The 15959-nt window shown below is 70.4% G+C and carries 14 protein-coding genes, 2 tRNA genes and 1 rRNA gene; 9 read left to right on the plus strand and 8 right to left on the minus strand.

Annotated features, from left to right (window positions below; genetic code table 11):
* Positions 1–162 precede the first annotated feature (162 nt).
* Positions 163–654, minus strand: a complete 492-nt coding sequence (locus G472_RS0122645) for a hypothetical protein (RefSeq protein WP_029010198.1) — start codon at positions 652–654, stop codon at positions 163–165.
* Between the two features lie 127 nt (positions 655–781).
* Here G472_RS0122645 and G472_RS0122650 point away from each other — a divergent pair, with 127 nt between their 5' ends.
* Together G472_RS0122650 and pssA are read left to right on the plus strand one after the other, a co-directional pair.
* Positions 782–1480 (plus strand): phosphatidylserine decarboxylase, encoded by a 699-nt coding sequence (locus G472_RS0122650; RefSeq protein WP_029010199.1) that lies wholly within the window; start codon positions 782–784, stop codon positions 1478–1480.
* The gene (pssA, locus tag G472_RS0122655) at positions 1477–2421 is read left to right on the plus strand and encodes a CDP-diacylglycerol--serine O-phosphatidyltransferase (protein ID WP_029010200.1); all 945 of its coding nucleotides are present in this window, start codon (positions 1477–1479) and stop codon (positions 2419–2421) included. Before G472_RS0122650 ends, pssA begins: the two co-directional genes overlap by 4 nt.
* A gap of 3 nt (positions 2422–2424) precedes the next feature.
* Here pssA and G472_RS35055 read toward each other — a convergent pair whose 3' ends face one another.
* Positions 2425–2790, minus strand: a complete 366-nt coding sequence (locus G472_RS35055) for a hypothetical protein (protein ID WP_245593561.1) — start codon at positions 2788–2790, stop codon at positions 2425–2427.
* Positions 2791–3052: 262 nt separating this feature from the next.
* Between G472_RS35055 and G472_RS0122665 the strand changes: the two genes are divergently transcribed.
* Together G472_RS0122665 and G472_RS0122670 are read left to right on the plus strand one after the other, a co-directional pair.
* Positions 3053–3649 (plus strand): GNAT family N-acetyltransferase, encoded by a 597-nt coding sequence (locus G472_RS0122665; RefSeq protein ID WP_029010201.1) that lies wholly within the window; start codon positions 3053–3055, stop codon positions 3647–3649.
* Positions 3650–3994: 345 nt separating this feature from the next.
* On the plus strand, positions 3995–5680 hold the full coding sequence (locus tag G472_RS0122670) for a methyl-accepting chemotaxis protein (protein ID WP_029010202.1): 1686 nt from the start codon (positions 3995–3997) through the stop codon (positions 5678–5680).
* A gap of 24 nt (positions 5681–5704) precedes the next feature.
* Here G472_RS0122670 and G472_RS35060 read toward each other — a convergent pair whose 3' ends face one another.
* The gene (locus tag G472_RS35060) at positions 5705–6223 is read right to left on the minus strand and encodes a hypothetical protein (protein ID WP_051341160.1); all 519 of its coding nucleotides are present in this window, start codon (positions 6221–6223) and stop codon (positions 5705–5707) included.
* A gap of 423 nt (positions 6224–6646) precedes the next feature.
* Here G472_RS35060 and G472_RS0122680 point away from each other — a divergent pair, with 423 nt between their 5' ends.
* A complete protein-coding gene (locus G472_RS0122680; RefSeq protein ID WP_029010203.1) occupies positions 6647–6943 on the plus strand; it encodes a hypothetical protein in 297 nt (98 codons plus the stop codon).
* 308 nt (positions 6944–7251) lie between these two features.
* Here the strand turns inward: G472_RS0122680 and G472_RS0122685 are convergent.
* Positions 7252–7326: transfer RNA gene (locus G472_RS0122685), tRNA-Val, on the minus strand.
* A gap of 80 nt (positions 7327–7406) precedes the next feature.
* Positions 7407–8117, minus strand: a complete 711-nt coding sequence (gene gph / locus G472_RS0122690; RefSeq protein WP_029010204.1) for a phosphoglycolate phosphatase — start codon at positions 8115–8117, stop codon at positions 7407–7409.
* Between the two features lie 247 nt (positions 8118–8364).
* On the opposite strand from gph, the gene glmU reads away from it, so the two are divergent.
* Entirely contained in the window at positions 8365–9717 is a 1353-nt protein-coding gene (gene glmU / locus G472_RS0122695) for a bifunctional UDP-N-acetylglucosamine diphosphorylase/glucosamine-1-phosphate N-acetyltransferase GlmU (RefSeq protein ID WP_029010205.1), read from the plus strand.
* A 51-nt stretch (positions 9718–9768) separates the two neighbouring features.
* Complete coding sequence (gene glmS, locus G472_RS0122700) at positions 9769–11595, plus strand: glutamine--fructose-6-phosphate transaminase (isomerizing) (RefSeq protein WP_029010206.1); 1827 nt, start codon at positions 9769–9771, stop codon at positions 11593–11595.
* 117 nt (positions 11596–11712) lie between these two features.
* Here the strand turns inward: glmS and G472_RS0122705 are convergent, their stop codons facing one another.
* Positions 11713–13335 (minus strand): Mur ligase family protein, encoded by a 1623-nt coding sequence (locus tag G472_RS0122705; RefSeq protein ID WP_029010207.1) that lies wholly within the window; start codon positions 13333–13335, stop codon positions 11713–11715.
* Positions 13332–14117, minus strand: coding sequence for an alpha/beta fold hydrolase (locus tag G472_RS35065; protein WP_051341161.1), 786 nt, complete (start codon positions 14115–14117; stop codon positions 13332–13334). Before G472_RS35065 ends, G472_RS0122705 begins: the two co-directional genes overlap by 4 nt.
* Before the next feature lie 184 nt (positions 14118–14301).
* Between G472_RS35065 and G472_RS0122715 the strand changes: the two genes are divergently transcribed.
* Positions 14302–15510 (plus strand): D-alanine--D-alanine ligase, encoded by a 1209-nt coding sequence (locus tag G472_RS0122715; RefSeq protein ID WP_029010208.1) that lies wholly within the window; start codon positions 14302–14304, stop codon positions 15508–15510.
* Positions 15511–15593: 83 nt separating this feature from the next.
* Positions 15594–15670, plus strand: a tRNA-Arg gene (locus tag G472_RS0122720).
* A 195-nt stretch (positions 15671–15865) separates the two neighbouring features.
* On the opposite strand, the gene rrf is transcribed toward G472_RS0122720, so the two are convergent.
* Positions 15866–15959, minus strand: a 5S ribosomal RNA gene (gene rrf / locus G472_RS37535); the annotation flags it as partial.

The following is a 15959-nucleotide window of genomic DNA, read 5'->3' on the forward strand; positions in this document are numbered from 1 at the left end:
ATGTAGAACACGCTGTGCATGTGAGGCTCCTTCGCTAAGGCGCACCGACGCCCGACCATGCCCTTCAGCGGGCATCGGGCCGGTGCCCTATACGAACGGACGGAACCGCCCCGTGTTCCCGGACACCCGGCGGTGCCCGTCCGGCGTCGGAGACGGCCGGCGTCAGATGTAGTCGGCGAGGATGCGCAGGAATGGCCGCGCCTCCTGCACCAGAAGCACGGTTTCGTGGATCAGCCCTTCCGGCGTGACGTGACCGTCGACCCGCGTCTCGCTGAACAGCAGGATCTTCTGCCCTTCCTGGACCAGGAAGCGGGCGCGCTGCAGGCCCTCCACCGCCTGGATGGCGCGCAACGCCTCCAGCAGGCGGCGGCGGCGCTCCGGCGACTGGGCGCTATAGGGGATGTGCCCCACCTCCGCCCAGATCTGGCACACCGCGCCGTCGCGCCCGTCCGCCCCCTCCTCGGGGCTGACGGCGGCGTGGAACGGCAGGCCGTCGACGATGAAGTTCAGCCGCGACGGCCGCGGTGGGCGGGCGATGCCGAGCACGCCTTCGGGCGTGGTGAACACGGCGTTCACACCGAGGGGCAGCGACGCCGCGGCCACCTCGGCCAGGGACGGAATCGCATCGAGACGGGCGGTCAGCGGAACGGACAAGGGAGGCCGGCCATTCACAAGGGTCTGGTTGAGGCAGATTCCTCCCCGGGACGCTAAAATTCTGTAAAGGCCGGGGCGCGGCGATTAGAATGCGCCGCTTTCGAACAGGAAGGGTTAAAGGCCGGCGATGACCGCCATCGATACCGTACTCGTTCCGATCCATCGCGCCGGCTGGCCGTTCATCGCCGGATTCGCCGTGGTGTCCCTGCTGCTGGGCCTCCTGGTGGCGGCGCCGCTGGGCTGGCTGGGCCTGCTGCTGACCGCCTGGTGCATCTATTTCTTCCGCGATCCCGAGCGCGTGACACCGACCCGCGAAGGGTTGGTGGTCAGCCCGGCCGACGGGCGGGTCACCATGATCGTCCCCGCCGTGCCGCCGCCCGAGCTGGGCATGGGACCGGAACAGCGCACCCGCATCTCCATCTTCCTCAACGTCTTCAACGTCCACGTCAACCGCGTGCCGGCGGACGGCACGGTGGTGGCGGCGGAGTACCACCCCGGCGCCTTCCTCAACGCCGCCCTCGACAAGGCCAGCGACCTGAACGAGCGCATGGCCGTGCGCCAGCGCCTGCCCGACGGACGCGAGATCGCCTATGTGCAGATCGCCGGCCTGGTGGCGCGCCGCATCATCTGCACCCTGAAGCCCGGCCAGGCGGTGAAGGCGGGGGAACGGTTCGGGCTGATCCGCTTCGGCAGCCGCACCGACGTCTACCTGCCCGACGGCGCGGTGCCGCAGGTGTGCGTCGGCCAGTTGGCGATCGGCGGCGAGACCGTGCTGGCCGACCTGAACAGCGCCGAACCGCAGCGGCTGGGCGAGGTCCGTCCATGAAGCGCGGTCCGGTGTTCAAGCAGGGGGTGTTCAAGCCGACGGTGTTCCAGCGCCGCCGGCCGCGCCGCCCCCATCCGCGCCTGAAAGGCCTGTCGATCAACCACCTGCTGCCCAATGTCCTGACCGTGCTGGCGCTGTGCGCCGGCCTGACGGCGATTCGCTTCGCCATTCAGGAGCGCTGGGAACCGGCGGTGATCGCCATCGTCATCGCCGCGGTGCTGGACGCCCTGGACGGCCGCATCGCCCGCCTGCTGAACGGCCAGAGCAAGTTCGGGGCGGAGCTGGACAGCCTGGCCGACGTCATCAGCTTCGGCGTGGCGCCGGCGCTCACCATCTATCTCTGGGCGCTCGACGGGGCGGGGAGTCTGGGCTGGATCGCCACCCTGGCCTTCCCGGTGTGCGCCGCCCTGCGGCTGGCCCGCTTCAACTCCCGACTCGGGGCGGCGGACCTGCCACCCTTCGCCTTCAACTACTTCACGGGCATCCCCGCACCGGCCGGGGCCGGCCTGGCGCTGCTGCCGCTGGTCGCCGGCTTCGCCACCGATCCGGAGATCACCGGCCACCCGGCACTGGTGGTGCCGTGGATGCTGGGCATCGGCGGGTTGATGGTGTCGACCATCCCCACCTTCTCGTTCAAGGGGGTGCGCATACCCCAGCGCGCCGTCGTGCCGGGACTGGTCGGTGTCGGCCTGCTGGCCGCCTTCCTGGTCAGCCAGCCGTGGTGGACGTTGACCGCGCTGGGCATCGCCTATCTCGCCTCCCTGCCCTTCTCGATTGCCCAGTTCGCGAAGCTGCAGAACGCCGCGGCACGGATGAAGGAGCAGGAGGCGGTGGAGGATCCGGACGCGGATGCGGAGACTCCGCCCCCGGCCGGTGCGGACGAGGCGCCGAACGCCGGGGCGCCGGAGCAGCCGGAGCCGCCCCGGGGCAAGCACGGCTGAGGGTCAGGCCACCGCGTCCAGCCGGCGCTCGCCGGTCAGCACCTGCATCACCACCGGCAGGCGGCGCAGGCAGTTGGCGACGTGGTCGGACTCGGCCCGCGCCATGCCGGTCACCTCCACCTCGACCGCCAGCGTCTCGCCATCGGCGAGACGGTCGCTGCGCAGGGCGGCGGGCACCAGCCCGCGCTTGGCGAACAGTTCCAGCACCCGTGGCAGGGTGCCGGGATCGGCGTCGGCGCGCAGGGTAAAGGTGACGGAGCGACCGGGATCGACCGGCCGCGACTCGGCGGCGGGAACGAGGGGCGACACGGCCTGCGCGGGCAGGGCTTTCACGGACATGGGGTTCACGGACAAGGCGTTCGGGGACATGATGGTCCTCTCCGGATCAGCGTTCGGCGGGGACGGCACGGGCGGCCGTCACGACAGGGTCCCGGCCCTCACACGAGGACCGGGCCGATAATTCGCCGATGCGCCGGAAAGCGGTGTCCGATCATGGACGCAACCCTAAACGAGCCGGTCCGGCCCGGTCAACGGCGCTGCAAGGGGGCGTGCGGTGCATGCGGCGCATGGCCGCTTGGCTCCCGCGGCGGGGTGCGCCACATTGGTCCGACCAGCAACCGCCGGAACCGTCATGTCCTCCGATCCCTTCCTCCGCCCCGCCGAAGCCCATGATGCGCCGGAGATCGCGCCGCTGATCCTGATGGCCGGCGGCGGGGTGTACGAATTCCTGCTCGGCGGGCTGGTGCCGGGCGCCGAGACGGTGGACATGCTGGTCCCCGGCATCGCCGGGCGCAGCGGCTCCTTCTCCCACCGGCAGATGGTGGTGGCCGAGAGCGCCGGGCGCGTCATCGGCGTGGCCCACGCCCACCCCACCCACTGGATGCGCGACGCCGACCGCAGCTTCATCCCCGCCGACCGCATCGCCCACCTCGCGGCCTTCGACTCCACCCAGGACTGGGACAGCTACTTTCTCTCCGCGCTCGCCATCGCCCCGGACCTGCGCCGGCAAGGGCTGGCGCGGCACCTGCTGGCGCGGGTCTACGACCGTGCCCGCGACGGGGGGTACGACCGGGTGACCCTGCATGTGTGGGCCGACAACGCCGCGGCCCGCGCCCTCTACGCCGCCGAGGGCTTCACCGAGGCGGCGGCGGCGGCCATTCCCTGGCACCCCCGCCTGCCCCACCGGGGCGGCAGCCTGCTGCTGCGTCGGCCCGTGCCGGCTGCGTAATTCCGCCGCACCGTCCTACGACTGATGCCGCCCGTCGACCGGCGGACGCCCCACGGGGATTGCGTCCTTTGCCGGAGGAATCGGTGCATCGAAAGATACACCGCCACCGCCGTCTTATGGCTTGGTCACAGACGTTGCGCGGCGACGCTCTCCGCCTTTGGTCGGAGCCGATCGCATCGATTCGCACACACCCCAAATAACATAAAAATCTAATCTAGTAATATAAAAACCCAATATCCTTCAATGGATACGGCCCTTTGCTTTCTCCATATAGACATTATGCAGTTCTCATGCATCCTATCCCTGCTACCCGGCAGACAGATGTCCGGAGCAAGGAGGACTACCATGTCACGATTCCTTTCGATCCGCGCCAAGCTCTGGTCCCTGGTTTTCATATCGACGGTGGCGTTCGCCACCATTGCCGGTGCTGGACTGTACATGAATTACCACCGAATGCACGGGGACCGGGTTGCCACGCTGCGGTTCATGGTCGAGGCGGCGCACAGCATGGCGTCCCGGTACGAAGCCGATGCCGCAGCCGGCCGGATCACCCGGGAGGAGGCGCAGAACCGCTTTCGGGAAGCCGTGCGGGGCATGCGCTACGACGGGAACGAGTACGTCTTCGCGGTCACCCATAACGCCGTGATGTTCGTCCACATCAACGAGGCGCTGATCGGCAAGGACGTATCGGGAACCAGGGACGCCAGCGGCCGATCGGTCACCGACGCCTTCCTGACCATTGCCCGGACGCAAGGCGAAGGCACCCATATCTATGATTGGCCACGCACGTCCGGCAGCACCGAGACGACGCCGAAGCTGTCATACGTGAAGAACTTCGAACCCTGGGGCATGTTCATCAGCACGGGGGTCCTGATCGAGGACATCCGGGAAGCGTTCCTGGCGCAGCTTTGGACTCTTCTGGGCATTCTCGCGGTCCTGGGGCTGCCCGCCATCGTCCTGCTCGCCCTGACCGGCCGAAGCATCAGCCGCACGCTCCACGGTCTGGCCGAGAAGATGCGGGCGCTGGCCTCCGGTGACCTGGCGGTCACCTTCCCCGAGGCCGACCGTGGCGACGAGCTGGGGGCCATGGGACGGGCGGTCCGGGTGTTCAAGGAGAACGCCGAAGCGAAGATCCGACTGGAGGCGGAGCAGGCGGCGCTGGCACGCCGTGCCGAGGAGGACAAGCGGCGGGCCATGCTGGACCTGGCGGACGGCTTCGAGCAGTCCGTGGGCGGCGTGATCCGCACGGTCGGCAAGGAGGCCGACGCGATGGACGCGCGGGCGCAGGAGATGACGCGTGCCGCCGACCGGACCGGTCAGCTCGCCGGCAACGCCGCCGCCGCCACCGAGCAGACCTCGGCCAACGTCCAGACCGTCGCCGCGGCGACCGAGGAGCTGGACAGCTCCATCGGCGAAATCGGCCGGCAGGTCGGCACCGCCTCGCAGATCGCCCGCGACGCCCTGAGCATCGCCGAGCGGGCCAACGGCAAGGTGGAAGGACTGGCCACGGCGGTGGAGCGCATCGGCGAGGTGGTGCAACTCATCAACTCCATCGCCAGCCAGACCAACCTTCTGGCGCTGAACGCCACGATCGAGGCGGCACGGGCCGGCGAGGCCGGCAAGGGCTTCGCGGTGGTGGCCAGCGAGGTGAAGGCGCTGGCCAACCAGACCGCCAAAGCCACCGAGGACATTGCCGGCCGGGTCGCCACCATCCAGTCGGTGACCGGCGAGGCGGTGCAGGAGATCAAGGATGTGACCCGCGTCATCAACCAGGTGAACGAGGTCGCCACGTCCATCGCCTCGGCGGTGGAGGAACAGGCGGCGGCCACCCGGGAGATCAGCCGCAACGTCCAGCAGGCCGCACGGGGCGTGCAGGACAGCTCGACCAACATATCCGGTGTGAGCACGGCGGCGGCCGGCAGTTCCACCACCGCCTACGAGGTGCTGGAATCGGTCCGCCGGCTCTCCCTTCAGGCGGGCGTCCTCAACGAGGAGGTGGGGCGTTTCCTCACCCGCGTGCGCGCCGGCTGATGACCGCCGGGGCGCGTCCGTCCGTCAGCCGCCGGAATAGCCGATGGCGGTGAGGATGCGCCCTACCGTGCCCCGGTGGTCGATCAACACCCGCTGGATGCGGTCGCGGGACGCGAGCGTGCCCGTGCGCTCATAGTCGGTCCGGATCGCCTCCAGTTCGGCGCGCAGGGCCGGGTCGGCGATGCGGCCGGTGTCGAGATAGGCGAGCAGGACGCTGACGCGCATGAGCCTGCGCATGTCGTCCTGGTACGCCGCCGCGGTGGCGGGATCGAGGTCCGGCCAGGCGTGTCCGCGGGCCGCCATCACCGCCGACACCGCCGGGCCGGCGCCGAAACACTCGTACGGGGCGCAGGCGTTGAAGCCGAGCCCGCGCCGCTCCGCCCACACCCGGCAGCGGAATCCCGCGGGGTCGAGGTTCGGGCAGGGTTCCCCCGGCGCCTTGTCGATGGGAAAGGCGTCCCCCTTGCGGAACGTCAGGGCGACGCAGCACAGGGCCTGGCACCGGCTGCAATCGGATGCGAACCGGGATGCGGCGGCGGACATCGGCGGAGTCCTCTGTTGGTGACCGGCGCCATGAAAGGACCGGCGGCGATAGGGCGTGCGAACCCGCACCATAGAGGAACGCCGCCGCGGGACCAATGTCCCCGACGGCGGAGGCGCCCGGCAACACAGCGGACGGGACACGACCAATCACAGACAATCATGACCACCGACAGAAGGCGACATCAACAACAAATATGATTGGCCGCCCAACAAATTCAGCATTTCCTTGACTGCATGTGAGACAATATCGCAGTCGACCGCGCCATCATTTGATTGCGCGGTGAGGTGAGGGGCAGTATCGTCCGGTCTTGCTTTCGGGCCGGGGCGCGCTCGTCATCACTCCATGGTCATTCCATGCCCTGATGCCGTGATCGCCGGCTTCGCCATCCCGCGCCCGCGCCATACGACACTCGCAGGACCGCCATGAAAACGCTGCTTTGCGCGCTTGCCGCAACCATCACCCTGTCCGCAGCCACCGCCGCCATTGCCGACGGCACCCCTGCCGCCACCCCGCTGCACCCGGCGCTGCTGTCCGCCCCGATCTACGCCGCGCACGCCGACGGGTCCCGCCTGATGGTGCCGACCCGCAAGGAGCGGGCCGTCGCAGGGCCGCTGCACCCGGCGCTTCTGGTGCCGCCGGTCTTCACCGTCCACGTCGACGTGTCCCGCCTCTTCCCCACCCCCGCCGCGCCGATCAAGGTTTCCCAGATCCCGAACTGACGGCGGCTCGTGCCGACCCCGGGGGCGCAGCCGCAAGGCCGCCCCGCAGGCGTTGCGAAGCCGGACGGCAACCGCCCGTCCGGCCGCGATGCGTCGGGTGGGTCATTCCTGATCGGACAATCGCGAGAACGTGCTGCCGGCGGCCCGTTGGCTTGAAGAACACCGGGACGAAACCGATTCGCGGCACGGAACGGAGACGGATCGACGCGTGCCAGCCACGTGTCAACCGGGCCGGGCGTTCCTGGAACGTTCCGGATGACCGACGCGATGCCGGTGCCAGCCGAGTCCTTTACATCCTTGGGGAAGGATGGTGGGCGCGACAGGGATTGAACCTGTGACCCCTCCCGTGTGAAGGGAGTGCTCTCCCGCTGAGCTACGCGCCCGCCGTCGTGCGGTGAGCGGCGTATTTAAGGGGTCGCGGGGCGGCTGTCAACACCGAAAAATCGGCCGCCCCGCACACCCCTCACCGGCCCGCCGGCGGGCTGTCCGGCCGGGTCCCCAGGCGGGCCAGGGCGGCCGGCAGATCGGCGAAGCGGTCGATCACCAGATCGGCACCGAGATCGGCCACGGCCATGCGCGGGTAGCCGTAGCTGACGGCCACCACGGGGATGCCGACGGCGCGCGCCGCCTTCACGTCGTTGGCGTTGTCACCCACCATGGCGGCCGGGCCGCCGCCCAGGGCGTCGATGACCCGGGCAAGGGGGCGGCCGTCGGGCTTGCGCACCGGCAGGGTGTCGCCGCCGGCCACCGCCCCGAACAGGCGGGCGAGGTCCAGCAGGTCCAGGAGCTTGCGGGCGATCCGCTCCGGCTTGTTGGTGCACAGGCCCAGAGCGATGCCGGCCGCGTGCAGGGCACCCAGCGTCGGCGCCACGCCGGGGTAAAGGCACGACGGCTCCGCCGACTGGGCGAAATAGATGTCGAGGTAGCGGGCCAGCGCCTCCTGCACCCCGCCTTCGTCCAGGGGGGCGCCGGTGGCGGCGAACGCCTGGCGCAGCAGACTGGCCGAGCCGTCGCCGACCATGCCCCGCACCTCCGCCACCGACAGCGCGCGGCGGCCATGGCCGGCCAGGGTGGCGTTGACGGCGCGGGCGATGTCGGGGGCGCTGTCGATGAGGGTGCCGTCCAGGTCGAACACCAGGATGGCGGGCAGGCCGGGCGGCAGGGTGGCGGTCATGGCGGAGGCGGCTCCGGGACGTGGTGCGGATCGTGCCGTGGTAGCGCAGAACCGGCGCAAAGGAGAAGCACCGGGGGCGGTACGCCGACCGAAAGTGTTGCGGTGCACCGGGCCGCTCCATACCTCCGGGACAGGGCCGTGCCGCGGGGCTTCGCCTGTGACGGCCTGTCATAAAAGTTGACTTGGGGAAGGCCGACGGACTGTGGCACTTATCCGCGCGCCGCTCGACGTCAAACCAGGGACACGCATGACCCAACGACCGCTCGCCTGCGTCATCCTTGCTGCCGGCAAGGGCACGCGCATGAAGTCCGACATGCCCAAGGTGCTGCACCGCGTCGCCGGGCGGCCGATGATCGGACACGTCCTGGCCGCCGTCGCCGAGCTGGACCCCGACCATGTGGTGGTGGTGGTGGGCCCCGGCATGGATGACGTCGCCGCCGCCGTCGCCCCCTACCCCACCGCCGTGCAGGAGCAGCAGCGCGGCACCGCCGACGCCGTGCGCGCCGCCTTCGGGCTTCTGGAAGGCTTCCGCGGCGATGTGCTGGTGCTGTACGGCGACACGCCGCTGGTCACCCCCGACACGCTGCGCGCCATGGTCAACGCGCGCCGCCAGGCGGGCGACCCCGCGGTGGTGGTGCTGGGCATGCGCCCCGAGGACCCCGGCGCCTACGGCCGCCTGATCCTGAACGCCCGCGGCGGGCTGGAGAAGATCGTCGAATACCTGGACGCCACCCCCGAGGAGCGCGCCGTCACCCTGTGCAACGCCGGCCTGATGGCCTTCGACGGCACGCGCATGGCCGGGCTGATCGGCCGCGTCGGCAACGCCAACGCCAAGGGCGAGTATTACCTGACCGACGTGGTGCAGATCGCCCGCTCCGAGGCCATGCGCTGCGCGGTGGTGGAGGGTGCGCCGGCCGAGGTGATCGGCGTCAACTCCCGCGCCGAACTGGCGGAGGTGGAGCGCATCCTGCAGCGCCGCCTGCGCAAGGCGGCCATGGACAACGGCGCCACGCTGGTGGACCCGGACACGGTCACCTTCTCCTACGACACGCGCCTGGGGCGCGACGTGGTGGTGGGCCCCTGCGTGGTGTTCGGTCCCGGCGTCGTGGTGGGCGACCGGGTGGAGATCAAGCCCTTCTGCCATCTGGAGCAGGTGCGCGTCGACTCCGGCGCGCTGGTCGGCCCCTACGCCCGCCTGCGGCCGGGGACGGAGATCGGGCCGGACGCCCACATCGGCAACTTCGTCGAGGTCAAGAACGCCCGCATCGAGGCCGGCGCCAAGGTCAACCACCTGACCTACATCGGCGACGCCCGGGTGGGCGCCAGGGCCAACGTGGGCGCCGGCACCATCACCTGCAACTACGACGGCTTCGACAAGCACCGCACCGACATCGGGGCGGGGGCCTTCATCGGCTCCAACAGCGCGCTGGTGGCCCCGGTCACCATCGGCGACGGCGCCATCGTCGGCGCCGGCAGCGTGGTCACCGAGGACGTGCCCGGCGATTCCCTGGCGGTGGCCCGCGGCCGCCAGCAGTCCTATCCCGGCCGGGCCGCCGCGTTCCGCGAGCGCAAGCGCAACGAGAAGGCGAACAAGGCGTAGGCCCGTCCGGACCTCCGTCCACCCGCGACACCTTCAGGAGAACGGTTCGACATGTGCGGCATCATCGGCATCATCGGCGTTCACGAGGCTTCCCCCCGCCTGGTCGAAGGTCTGCGCCGCCTGGAATACCGCGGCTATGACAGCGCGGGCGTGGCGACGCTGGTGAACGGCCGCATCGAGCGGCGGCGGGCGGAAGGCAAGCTGATCAACCTGGACATGCGGCTGCGGGACGACCCGCTGCCCGGCACGGTGGGCATCGGCCACACCCGCTGGGCCACCCATGGCGGCCCGACCGAGAACAACGCCCATCCCCACGCCACCGGGCGCGTCGCGGTCGTCCACAACGGCATCATCGAGAACTACGCCGAGCTGAAGGCCGAGCTGATCGGCCACGGCTATGTGTTCGAGAGCGCCACCGACACCGAGGTCATCGCCCACCTCGTCACCTATTACCTGGACCGGCACGAGATGACGCCGGTGGAGGCCGCCTGCGCCGCCTTCAAGCGGTTCGAAGGCGCCTTCGCCCTGGTGCTGATCTTCGCGGGCGAGCATGAGCTGATGATCGGCGCCCGCCACGGCACGCCGCTGGCCGTGGGCTACGGCGACGGCGAGATGTACCTGGCCTCCGACGCCTTCGCGCTGGCGCCGCTGACCAACCGCATCTGTTACCTGGAGGACGGCGACTGGGTCGAGGTGACCCGCACCGGCTGCACCGTCCACGACGCCACCGACGCGGTGGTCGACCGCCCGGTGAAGACCACGGCGGTGTCCGGCGCCCTGATCGGCAAGGACGGCTACCGCCATTACATGCTGAAGGAGATCTACGAGCAGCCGCAGGTGATCGGCGACACGCTGAACGCCTACGTCAACCCCGAAACGTCGCAGTTCACCCTGCCCGAGTTCCCCTTCGACATCGCCGCGGCACCGCGCATCACCATCGTCGCCTGCGGCACCGCCTTCTACGCCGGGCTGGTCGCCAAGTACTGGTTCGAGACGCTGGCCCGCGTGCCGGTGGAGATCGACATCGCGTCGGAGTTCCGCTACCGCGAGGCGCCGATGCCCGAGGGCGGCGTGGCCCTGTTCATCTCCCAGTCCGGCGAGACGCTGGATACGCTGGAGGCGCTGCGCTACTGCAAGCGGCAGGGCCAGCACATCCTGTCCATCGTCAACGTGCCGGAGAGCACGATCGCGCGGGAAAGCCACGCGGTGCTCTACACAATGGCCGGGCCGGAGATCGGCGTCGCCTCGACCAAGGCGTTCACCACCCAGCTCACCACCCTCGCCTGCCTGGCGGTGAGCGTCGGCCGCGCCCGCGGCGCCATCCCGCCCGACCGCCTGCAGGCCATCGCCCACGCCCTGCGCGAGGTGCCCGCCCGCGCCGCCGACGTGCTGGCCCATGACGAGCGGCTGCGCGAACTGGCCCACGAGGTGTCGGAGGCCCGCGACGTCCTCTACCTCGGCCGCGGCGCCATGTACCCGCTGGCCCTGGAAGGGGCGCTGAAGCTGAAGGAGATCAGCTACATCCACGCCGAAGGCTACGCCGCCGGCGAGCTGAAGCACGGCCCCATCGCCCTGATCGACGACAACGTCCCCGTCATCGTGCTGGTGCCGTCCGACCACCTGTTCGAGAAGGTGGTGTCCAACGTGCAGGAGGTCTGCGCGCGCTCCGGCAAGGTGCTGCTGATCGCCGACCGCAAGGGCATCGACAAGCTGGCCGACAAGGTCCGCTGGTCGGTGGAACTGCCGGCCTGCGACCCGCTGGTCGCCCCGCTGCTCTACGCCATCCCGGTGCAGCTCCTGGCCTACCACACCGCCGTGCTGAAGGGCACCGACGTGGACCAGCCGCGCAACCTGGCCAAGAGCGTGACGGTGGAGTGAGGTTGGGCCGGGACGCGGTGTGATACGGCCGGAAAAAGATCCGTTCCAGCGGCTTTCCGGCCGTGAAACCCGATAGTTCAATGCTTTGAATTGATCTGTCGGGTCGGGCCCACTCGCCTACAGCACCAGCTTGCGCTCGTACAGGTCCGGCAGGTCGTTTTCCAGCAGCACCACGTCGCCGGCCGCGACGTTCGCCCGCATCCAGTCCTGCGCCTCGGCGAAGGTCGCGCACGCGTGCACCGCGGCGGCCGGCGCGGCCGTCCGGAAAGCGTCCACGAAGGTGGGGATGCGCTCCGGCCGCACCGGCAGCAGCACGTCCACATGTTCGGCGGCGAGCGTGCCGAGGCGGGCGTGTTCGGACTCGTGGGCGGCGCCCAGTTCCACCATGCCGGGGGTCACCAGGATGCGGCGGCCGCCGGCGCGGCGCAGCAGGGTCAGCAACGGCAGGGCGCCGGCGAAGCCGATGGGGTTGGAGTTGTAGGCGTCGTCGATGATGATCGAGCCGTCGCCGGGGCGCTTCACCTCCAGCCGGTGGGCGATCTGCGGCGTGGTGCGCAGGGCGGTCACCACCGTCTCCGGCTCCATGCCCAGCGCGCAGGCGGTGGCGAAGGCCAGGGCGATGTTGGTGCCGTGGTGGGCGCCGTAAATGGGCGCGCGCAGGGTGTGGGGCGTGCCCCGCCACAGCACCTCCACCACCGTGCCCTCGGCCTCCTGGCGGATGGCGGTGATGGTCAGGGCGTCGGGGCCGCTCCCCGGGCCAGGACCGGTGCCGGCGCCGCAGACGATCATGGAGTCCGGATGGCGGCCGGCGAAAGCGCGGGTGTGGGCGAACTCCAGCACCTGATCGGGGACGATCACCTTGCCGCCGCGGGCGACGGCGGCATCGGCCAGTTCGAACTTCGTCTCGGCCACCGCGTCCAGGGTCTTGAAGCGCTCGTAATGCGCCATGCCGATGGCGGTGACGACGGCGGTGTCCGGCGGGGCCAGGCGGCACAGGCGGGCGATGGAGCCGGGCCCGTAGGCCCCCATCTCCACCACGAAGTAGCGGTGGCGCGGGGTCAGCCGCTCGCGCACGATGCGGCTGATGCCCATGGGGGTGTTGATGCTGCCGGGCGTGATCAGGGTCGGTGCCGCCATCTCCAGGATGTGGCCGAGGATGTGCTTGACCGAGGTCTTGCCGAAGGAGCCGGTGACGCCGATCACCGTGGGCGCCAGCCGCGTCAGCTTCTCGTGCGCCTCCGTCCAGTAGCGGTTCTGGATGGAGCGCTCCACGGGCGTCAGCGCCAGGTTGGACAGCACCAGCGTCAGCGGCACCGCCTGCACCACCAGAACCCACACCGGCACCGGCATGGCGGTCAGCGCGCACACCACCACGACCACCGCCGTCAGGGCAAAGGCGCCGCCCACCACGCGCTTGGCGCGGCTGGTCATGACCAGCTTCTTCTTCGACGCCTTCAGCCGTGCCGGCTCGCGCGCCGCGAAGAACGCGAAGGCCAGCGCCGCGGCACCCGCGAAGGCCGGGGAGGGGCCGCCGGCCACCAGCAGTTCCGCCAGCCCGAGCACCGCCAGGACCGCCGATAGGGTGCGGTCGAACGAGCGGGTGCGCACCAGCCAGGGCAGGAAGCGGCTGCCGTCGTACTCCTCCTGCTGGAAGATGTGCAGGTAGGTCAGGCTGCGGAACCAGGCGAACGCCAGGGCGGCCGCCAGAAGGGCAACGGAAACGATGGGAGCGAGGCTCACGGCGCGGCCTTCAGGAATTGGTTGAGCCGAAAGAGGAGCTGGTGGCGCCCCTCACCCAGGATGGTGTGATGGTCGAAGCCGTCCAGCACCGCCAGCCGGGCGCCGGGGATCAGGTCGACGAAGCGGTGGCCCAGTTCGGGCGGCGTGTCGTCGTCGTCCGAACCGTAGACGAGCTGGACCGGGCAGGTCACACGGGCGGCGACCGCCGACAGGTCCTCGCGCACCACCTTCACCAGGATCGGCCGCATGGCACCGGCGGCGCGGTAATCGGCGCTGCCGAAACGGGAGCGCCAGCCCTCCACCGGCAGTCCCAGCGCCGCCAGGCGTCCCAGCAGCTTGTAGGCGGTGACCCTGGCCGTCATGCGCAGGCGCTGCGCCGGCGACCGGTGGCGGCGCAGCCCGGCCGCGGCCACCAGGAACAGCCCGTCAACGAGGCCGGGGTGGCGGGCGGCGAGCTGGAGCCCGACGCGGCAGCCGAAGGAATGGCCGATCCAGATCCGCCGGCCGCGCGGCAGGGTGGCCAGCCACCCGGCGACGGCATCGGCGTAGTCCTCGGTCCCCCAGTCCGCCGGCGGGCGCGGCGAGGCGCCGAAACCGGGGAAGTCCAGGAGCGTGTGGGCGCCGGCCCGCTCCATCTGGGCGGCAAGCGCCAGGAAGGCGCGGTGGTCCTGCCCCCAGCCGTGTGCCCACACCAGGTGGGTCGTCCCCTCCCCCGGCGGCACACCGAGCGCGGCGTAGTGAAAGGTGGCTCCGCCAGCCTCGAAGCGCGGCATGGACGTCATGCGTTCCGGTCCTGCGATGGTCCCCCGCCGGCCCGCCTGCGGTCCGGGCGCGACAGTGATAGGCAAAATCGCCGCGCCCGTCCACTGGCACGGGCGGATCGGCGGGGCCGGCTTCCCCGCGGGCGTTGACCCCCCGCAAGCGCATGGGATATTGCAGCCGGACGGGCAAACGGGAGAGACGGGAATGGCGGACAGGACCAGGGTGGCGGTGATCTTCGGTGGCTGCTCGCCGGAACACGACGTCAGCGTCGTCTCGGGCCTCCAGGCCCTGCGGGCCCTGGACGGGGAGCGATTCGAGGGCTTCCCCGTCTACATCGCCGCCGACGGCGAATGGCTGGCCGGCAAGGAACTGGCGGAGCGCGCCACCTACATCCCCGACGCGGCGACACGAGCCAAACTGCAACGGGTCTCCGTTCCGGTGACGCCGCCCGGCGGCCGGCCGGTGCTGCGCCCGGCGGGCGGCGGCCTGCTGAGCCGGCCGCGCGACATCCCGTTCGACGTGGCGCTGCCGGTTCTGCACGGCGGCGGCGGCGAGGACGGGCGACTCCAGGGCTTCCTCGACGTGGTCGGCGTGCCCTACACGGGTATGCGGCCGATGGCGTCCGCGGTGCTGATGGACAAGATCGCCACCAAGCGCCTGCTGGCGTCGGCCGGGATTCCGCTGCTGCCGTTCGTGGAGCTGAAGCGCCCGGGCACCGGCCTGCTGCTGCCCCGTGCCGTGCTGGCCGAGGCGGTGGAGCGCATCGGCCTGCCCTGCATCGTCAAGCCCGTACACCTCGGCAGTTCCATCGGGGTGGCCCGCATCACCGCGGTGGAGGAACTGGAGGCGGTGCTGCCCGCCATCTTCCGCCTCGATTCCGCCGCCATGCTGGAGCCGTTCGTGCCCAACCTGGTGGAATACAACGTCAGCGTCTGCGCGCTGGGCGGACGGCTGCGCACGTCGGCCATTGAACGGCCCAAGCGCGCCGAGGAGCTGCTGGACTTCAAGCAGAAGTACCTGTCGGGCGGCGGCAAGGGCGGCGGCGGCAAGACACCCGGCGCCGCGGCCAGCGAAGGCATGCTGTCGCTGACCCGCGACATCAACCCCGACCTGCCCGGCAACCTGGAGACGCGCATCCGCGACGCCGCCACCGCCGCCTTCACCCTGCTGGGCGGCAGCGGTGCGCCGCGCATCGACTTCCTGTCCAACGGCGAGACCGGCGAAGTCTGGCTGAACGAGGCGAACCCCTGTCCGGGCTCGCTGGGCTATTTTCTGTGGGAGGCGGCGGAGGAGCCGATCCTGTTCACCCAACTCCTCACCCTGTTGGTCGAGGAGGCGGTGACGCTGCAGCAGGCGGCGCAGCTCCCGGCCGATCCGGTGCCGTCCGACGCCCGCCTGTTCCGCCGGCCCTGAGGGGACAGAAATCGCGCCGCGGGCGCAAATCGGTGTTTGCTCCGGCGGAAGCATTGCGCTATGGTGCGCTTCCGCTGGAACGGGGACCCGTAGCTCAGCTGGATAGAGCGCTGCCCTCCGAAGGCAGAGGTCATGAGTTCGAATCTCGTCGGGTCCGCCATTCTTCTCAAAGGCTCCGCTGCTTCGTCAGCCGGGGCCTTTTGTTTTTCCGGCAAGCAGAAGACCTACGGTGCGTGACGGCCAGCCACTCCGTTTGCATGACTCCGCACGCACGGCAACGCCCGCACCGGTGACGGTGCGGGCGTTGCGGGTGGTTCTGAAGAGGGGTGATCGTTTCGGTGTGGGCGCCGTGGTGACCCGGCGGCGACCTACTCTCCCACGTCTTAAGACGCAGTACCATTGGCGCTGAGGGATTTCACGGCCGAGTTCGGGATGGGATCGGGTGCAGG

Origin of the sequence: Azospirillum halopraeferens DSM 3675 (genome assembly GCF_000429625.1) — a bacterium.
In the GTDB taxonomy this organism is placed as follows: Bacteria; Pseudomonadota; Alphaproteobacteria; order Azospirillales; family Azospirillaceae; genus Azospirillum; species Azospirillum halopraeferens.